Origin of the sequence: Synechococcus sp. R55.8 (assembly GCF_047461895.1) — a bacterium.
GTDB lineage: Bacteria > Cyanobacteriota > Cyanobacteriia > Thermostichales > Thermostichaceae > Thermostichus.
In genome coordinates this window covers 1-5,002 of record NZ_JANSIB010000138.1, presented here as the reverse complement: position 1 = coordinate 5,002, position 5,002 = coordinate 1, and the positions used below count along the sequence as shown (strand labels likewise).

The 5,002-nt window shown below is 58.7% G+C and carries 9 protein-coding genes and 1 tRNA gene; 3 read left to right on the top strand and 7 right to left on the bottom strand.

Annotated elements, in window-relative coordinates; translation table 11 throughout:
• Positions 1–10: 10 nt before the first annotated feature.
• The 3 genes from NW829_RS11635 to NW829_RS11625 form a co-directional block, all read right to left on the bottom strand.
• Positions 11–84, bottom strand: a tRNA-Pro gene (locus NW829_RS11635).
• Positions 85–182: 98 nt separating this feature from the next.
• Positions 183–596: an NfeD family protein gene (locus tag NW829_RS11630; RefSeq protein ID WP_414407407.1), complete on the bottom strand. Its 414-nt coding sequence runs from the start codon at positions 594–596 to the stop codon at positions 183–185.
• Positions 597–681: 85 nt separating this feature from the next.
• A complete protein-coding gene (locus NW829_RS11625) occupies positions 682–921 on the bottom strand; it encodes a hypothetical protein (protein ID WP_011433611.1) in 240 nt (79 codons plus the stop codon).
• Between the two features lie 139 nt (positions 922–1,060).
• Between NW829_RS11625 and NW829_RS11620 the strand changes: the two genes are divergently transcribed.
• Entirely contained in the window at positions 1,061–1,255 is a 195-nt protein-coding gene (locus NW829_RS11620; RefSeq protein ID WP_011433610.1) for a hypothetical protein, read from the top strand.
• On the opposite strand, the gene NW829_RS11615 is transcribed toward NW829_RS11620, so the two are convergent.
• The 3 genes from NW829_RS11615 to NW829_RS11605 all read right to left on the bottom strand — a co-directional run bounded on the left by NW829_RS11615 (position 1,231) and on the right by NW829_RS11605 (position 3,346).
• Positions 1,231–2,313, bottom strand: coding sequence for an SAM-dependent methyltransferase (locus NW829_RS11615; RefSeq protein ID WP_414413493.1), 1,083 nt, complete (start codon positions 2,311–2,313; stop codon positions 1,231–1,233). The genes NW829_RS11620 and NW829_RS11615 overlap by 25 nt on opposite strands.
• A complete protein-coding gene (gene leuD / locus NW829_RS11610; protein WP_414342404.1) occupies positions 2,310–2,912 on the bottom strand; it encodes a 3-isopropylmalate dehydratase small subunit in 603 nt (200 codons plus the stop codon). Before leuD ends, NW829_RS11615 begins: the two co-directional genes overlap by 4 nt.
• Positions 2,913–3,019: 107 nt before the next feature.
• On the bottom strand, positions 3,020–3,346 hold the full coding sequence (locus NW829_RS11605) for a phasin family protein (protein ID WP_011433607.1): 327 nt from the start codon (positions 3,344–3,346) through the stop codon (positions 3,020–3,022).
• A 42-nt stretch (positions 3,347–3,388) separates the two neighbouring features.
• On the opposite strand from NW829_RS11605, the gene NW829_RS11600 reads away from it, so the two are divergent.
• Both NW829_RS11600 and NW829_RS11595 read left to right on the top strand, forming a co-directional pair.
• Positions 3,389–3,727 (top strand): hypothetical protein, encoded by a 339-nt coding sequence (locus NW829_RS11600; RefSeq protein WP_011433606.1) that lies wholly within the window; start codon positions 3,389–3,391, stop codon positions 3,725–3,727.
• Positions 3,724–4,200 carry an urease accessory protein UreE gene (locus NW829_RS11595; protein ID WP_414352195.1) on the top strand — a complete coding sequence of 159 codons (477 nt, stop codon included), beginning with the start codon at positions 3,724–3,726 and terminating at the stop codon, positions 4,198–4,200. The genes NW829_RS11600 and NW829_RS11595 overlap by 4 nt, the downstream gene beginning before the upstream one ends.
• 43 nt (positions 4,201–4,243) lie before the next feature.
• Here the strand turns inward: NW829_RS11595 and NW829_RS11590 are convergent, their stop codons facing one another.
• The gene (locus tag NW829_RS11590) at positions 4,244–4,948 is read right to left on the bottom strand and encodes a Uma2 family endonuclease (protein WP_041436634.1); all 705 of its coding nucleotides are present in this window, start codon (positions 4,946–4,948) and stop codon (positions 4,244–4,246) included.
• Positions 4,949–5,002: the final 54 nt, after the last annotated feature.

Below are 5,002 nucleotides of genomic sequence, written 5' to 3'. Positions count from 1 at the left end.
GCAGGCAGGATCGGGATGACAGGATTTGAACCTGCGGCCCTCTGCTCCCAAAGCAGATGCGCTACCAAGCTGCGCTACATCCCGGCTTAGCTTTTGTGATTATGCCAGATCCCCGCCTCTGATGCACACCCAAGCAGGGATCCCTCGCTCAAGGCAACAAGGGAAACAAACATTTGTCCAGGTCAGGACTTGAGCATCTTGGCCGGCATGACAATGAGGGTATTTCCCTGTCGCTCCACCACGTAGAGCTCCTGCCCGGCTTGGATTTCTAGGTTGGGGATGCTGCACTTGGCGTTCCAGGTGGAACCCAGATAAGAAACCCGCCCCCGTTCGCCCGGCGGAATGGTGGTGATTGCCCGCGCCTCGCGAGATTCCTCTACCTGAACCGATCCATGGGGCACCAGACGGCGGCTGAGGATAATCAACACCACCGATGCCCCAATCCAGCTGGCAAATTGTACCCAGATCGGCAGCCCCAAATAAGCCAAAAGCCCCGCCAAGAGCGCCGCCAGCCCCACCGAGCCGGCAACCAATTCTGGCAAAAACAATTCGGCAGAAATTAGGACTAACCCGATGATGATCCAAGGCCAAACCATAGAATCCAGGGATCCCACCTAACTCAGTATGGCTCAAAACCCCTGGATCCTCAGCAGGGATCCCTTGAGAAGACTCAGTTGGGGCCTACCCGCCCAAGCGGTAATTCTCCAAAAACTGCAGGGGATCCATCTCTTCCTGAGGGGAGCTTTTGGGCAGGTTCTTGGATTCGGCGATCCGCATCAAGGTCTCCCAGTCGGTGCTCATGACAAAGGCCACGGCTTGGCGAGCTGCCTCTCGGTGGGGGCAGTCCTCTCCCAAGACACAGCCATCTCGACAGAGGGTGGCGCAATCGTGCGCAGTGCTCCTGGGATCCGGGCCAGCCATGATGTCTTCCTCTCGGTGGGTTTCACGTTTTCTTTAGGATACCTGAAGAGAATCTTGCGCTTGCAGGAGATTTGGGTCAGGGCGGGTAGCTTGGATGAGGAGATGAGGCGACAAGACCTGTTCAAGCAAGAGGAGCCTTATGGAGTTTTCGCAATTGCAAGCGCTGGTGGATCGAGCGCTGGAAGACAAAAAGCTCACCCGCACAGAGGTGGATCAAATCGTCAACGCCATCCGGTCGGACGGCAAAATCTCCCCCGAAGAGATAGGCTTGCTGGAGTCCATTCGCGAAATGGTGCTCCGTCGGGAGATTCAGGTGGTGGAAACGGCAGATTGAGGGGCAGGGATCCCCTGTTGCAAGTAGAGGGTGACTTCGCTGCGATTGTGAAACAGGTGGCGGGCCCTCACCAGGGGGAAGGCACTACCCAAAATCTCCAAACTTTGCCGCAGCACCCGCAGGCGGTGTTGGCGAGGTAACTTCAGGGTCATCACAGCTCTCCCCTGTGGCTGCAGATGGGGGGCAAAAGCCACCATCAGGCGGGCAGAAGCCGGGCCATCCATGCGCATGTCGTTGAGGATGAGGTGAAACCGGCCTGGGCCACGGGCCAGGTAGGCTTGGGCGCTGAGGCGATGGTGGCGGATCCCCGGATCTTGGCTGAGGCGCTCGTGCAAGTCCCCCGGATCCACTGCTGTGACCTGCTGGCCATATAGGCGCAAAATGCGCGACCATCCCCCCGGCGCTGCCCCCAGATCCAGAGCCTGTCCCCCCGGCACCAAGGGAATCTGAAACACCTGGATGGCCTCCAGCAGCTTAAACTCGGAGCGGCTGATTTGCTCTGGATCCCGCCGAAAGCGATGGATCCCACCGGCCCAGTTGGAGAGGTTCTGGGCAGCCAAGGATAGGCCCAGCCAAGCGCGAATGCCCATCGGTTGAGCCAGGATCACCACCGAGATCACCTGCTGTGGGTCTTTGACCTGCAGGGGGGATCCCACCGCTGCCATCACCTGTTCGGCCAGGGTTTCATTGACCTGGAAGGGCTTGAGATTCCGCTCCCCAAACAGGCGCGTCTGAACCGAAAAGCTGAGGGCGGGGTCAATGGCTGCCAACATTTCCCCATCAAGGCGCAATTCAACTAAGGATCCCTCGGCCAGCCGCCGTTCTTGGTGAATGGGGCAGATGTGGCGTAAAAAAATGGGCGGGTCAGCTTGCCAAGCCTCAGCCAGGTCAGCAAATGAGCGTTGGCTGCACACCCATACCAAGCCAGGTGCTTCCTTTAGCCGCTGCACGGCAGCCTCTGGATCCGCAGCTTCTATCTCCCGGATCGCCAAATCCATAAAATCCGGGTCGGCGCTGCCCAGCCATGTATGGGTATCAGGGGGGAGAGGATTGCTCAACGGGCTCGCTGCCAACGCACGTAGGGTAAAGAAGCGGCTACTTGCTGAATCTGGGCTTGGGCGGCCAGCAGTTGTCCTGTGGCGTCCCAGGTGCCCTGCACCAGCATTTGCCAGGCTCCCTGGGGGATCTCCACAGCAGCGGTATTTGCCTCCCAGCGCACCTGTTTGTTGGGCAGATCCAGCGTTAACTGGAGCTGGGGATTTTCCGCCACCGCCTTCTGCAGGGCTTGAATCACAGCCGGGGGTGCCGTAACACAAGGGATCCCTAGGGCCAAGCAGTTGCCGAAGAAAATCTCGGCAAAGCTTTCACCGATGAGAGCGCGGATCCCCCATTTGGCCAGCGCTTGGGGGGCATGCTCCCGGCTGGAGCCACAGCCAAAATTGGCATTGACCACGAGGATCTGGGCTCCCTGGTACTGGGGTTGATCGAAGGGGTGTTGGCCGGGATCCTGGGCGCGGTCGTCGGCAAACACGTGCTGGCCCAAGCCGTCGAAGGTGACGCACTTCAAAAAGCGGGCCGGGATAATCCGATCGGTGTCGATGTCGTTGCCCAGCAGGGGGATCCCTCGGCCTGTGACGGTCAAAACTTCGCTTGACATAGGAACTTGATGAATTCTCCCAGAGAGGACTTCAGGGTATCGCAACGTTCGGCAAAACCCTGCCCAACGGCAAAGGAAAGCCGGCAAAAGGGGAAGGCTCAGCTCGGCTACCGGCGGTAAACCTGATTTTCCAAATTGCGCACCTGCCGCTCCAGCCGATCCAGCCGCCCCCGCAGCTCGTCCATTTCCGATTGGCGGGGCACGCCCAGATCCTGCAGGACGTTGCGCACCTGCCGCTGAACGTAGGATTCAAAGTTACTCTGCTCGGCCTTCACCTGGTTGAGCAGGTTGTTGATGACATTGGATGCCTCTTCTGGGTTGAGCTGCCCCTTCTGCACCAAGTCGTCGGCAGCCTTTCTCAACTGTTCTGCCAGCAGAGTGGTTGTGCCCACGCCCATTAGCAAGAGCTGACGTAAGATACTGTTGTTGTCCAATGCTGCCCTCCAAAGGACGCTTCGCGAACGGTACGGGCCTCCATGACTACCCATTTTCCTCAGTTTGCCCTCAACTTCGCAACCGGCTCGGCCAGTTTCTCCCTTTCGCCTGAGGCGGCACAACAATGGCACAAGGCTCTGCAAATCCTCTTGGAGCGACTCAAGATCCGTTCCCGACAGCAGCCTCAGGAGCCGGTTGAGTTTCGTTACCCTACTGAAGATTTCAGCTTGGAGATGTTCTGCAACCCCAACATCTGGGCTGGCCCCCACGCAGCCAAGGTGCTGGTGACTCTGAAAACCAAGGTGCTGCGCCTTTCCACCGAAGTGGAGTTCTCTCGCCTTCAAGAAGACCTCAGCCAATATCTGGAGTCCCTAACATGAGCGAAGATGCCCATGCTGCGGGAGAGGAGCCCGCGGCCATTACGGTGACGCAACTGCTGGACGAGCCGTCAGAGGGGATCCCCGGCCAATTGGAAGTGGTTTCCCTCACTTGGCACGACCGCCAGCGATCCCGGCAACGGCTGGTGAGCGATCGGGGCACCGAGATCCAGCTGATGCTGCCCCGCGGCACCCATCTTCACGATGGGGATCTGCTCTATGCGGATGCGCAGCGACACATTCGGGTCAAAGCCCAACCCGAACCGGTGCTCTTGATTCAACCTGAAAACCCCATCCAGATGGGCCAGGTGATTCATCAACTGGGCAACTGGCACCGTCCGGCCCACGTTTCCCTCCAAGGACAGATCCTGGCGCTGGCCGATGATCCGCTGCAGGACTGGCTGGCCCACATGGGGATCCCGTTTCGGTTGGAGATGGCTGTCTTCGAGCCCAACCTGTTGGCCCACAGCCATTAACCTGAGCCTTTGCGAGCGCAAACCCGTCCCTCCGACTCATGGCCTAGGCTCCAGCCTCTGCTTCTCGGGTTGCCAACCGCGCTGCAAACTCTCGGTGTTCCTCCGACTCAATTCCCCTTTGCAGCACACCCAACACCTGCTGCATGTTGCCCGTCAGCAGCGCGTCCACGGCTAACCACAACCCCGGAAACACCCGACTGTACAAAACGCCCAACTCATTGGGCTGTTGCTGCACGTACTCTCCATTCTGGAAGACATACCAGCGAAAGGCTTGCTCTTGGGTTAGCCAGACCAGATATTCCCGCACGCCGTTGCGCCGGTAGGCCCGCAGCTTATCATGCAGGTCGTAGGAAGCTGTGCTGGCGGCAATCTCCACAATCAGCTCCGGTGCACCCTCAATGTAGTCATCCTCGCTAATGCGGGACTGTCCCCCACAAGATTCGTGCATCCGCAATATGGCATCTGGCTGCGGCTCATTGTCCAAGTCCAGGCGAACGGTTGGATTGCCCGCCGACTCAACCCCCGGCGTTGCTGCTTCATAAACTCCCAGCCAGGCCATGATGTGGCTGTGTGGTCTGCCATGTCGGCGATATCTGAGGGGAGATGCCACGTAAACAATTCCCTCAATCAGCTCGGCTTTTTTGAGCTGAGGCATGGCTTGATAGCGCCGTTCAAACTCATCGCGGGTGAGACGATCGCCGCTTTCTAAGATGGGCAGTTCACGGAAGGAAGGGCTACTGACGCTCATGACCAGCTCTCTTACCAGCAGTCGCGACAGTGTTGCGGAGCAATATCGATGACT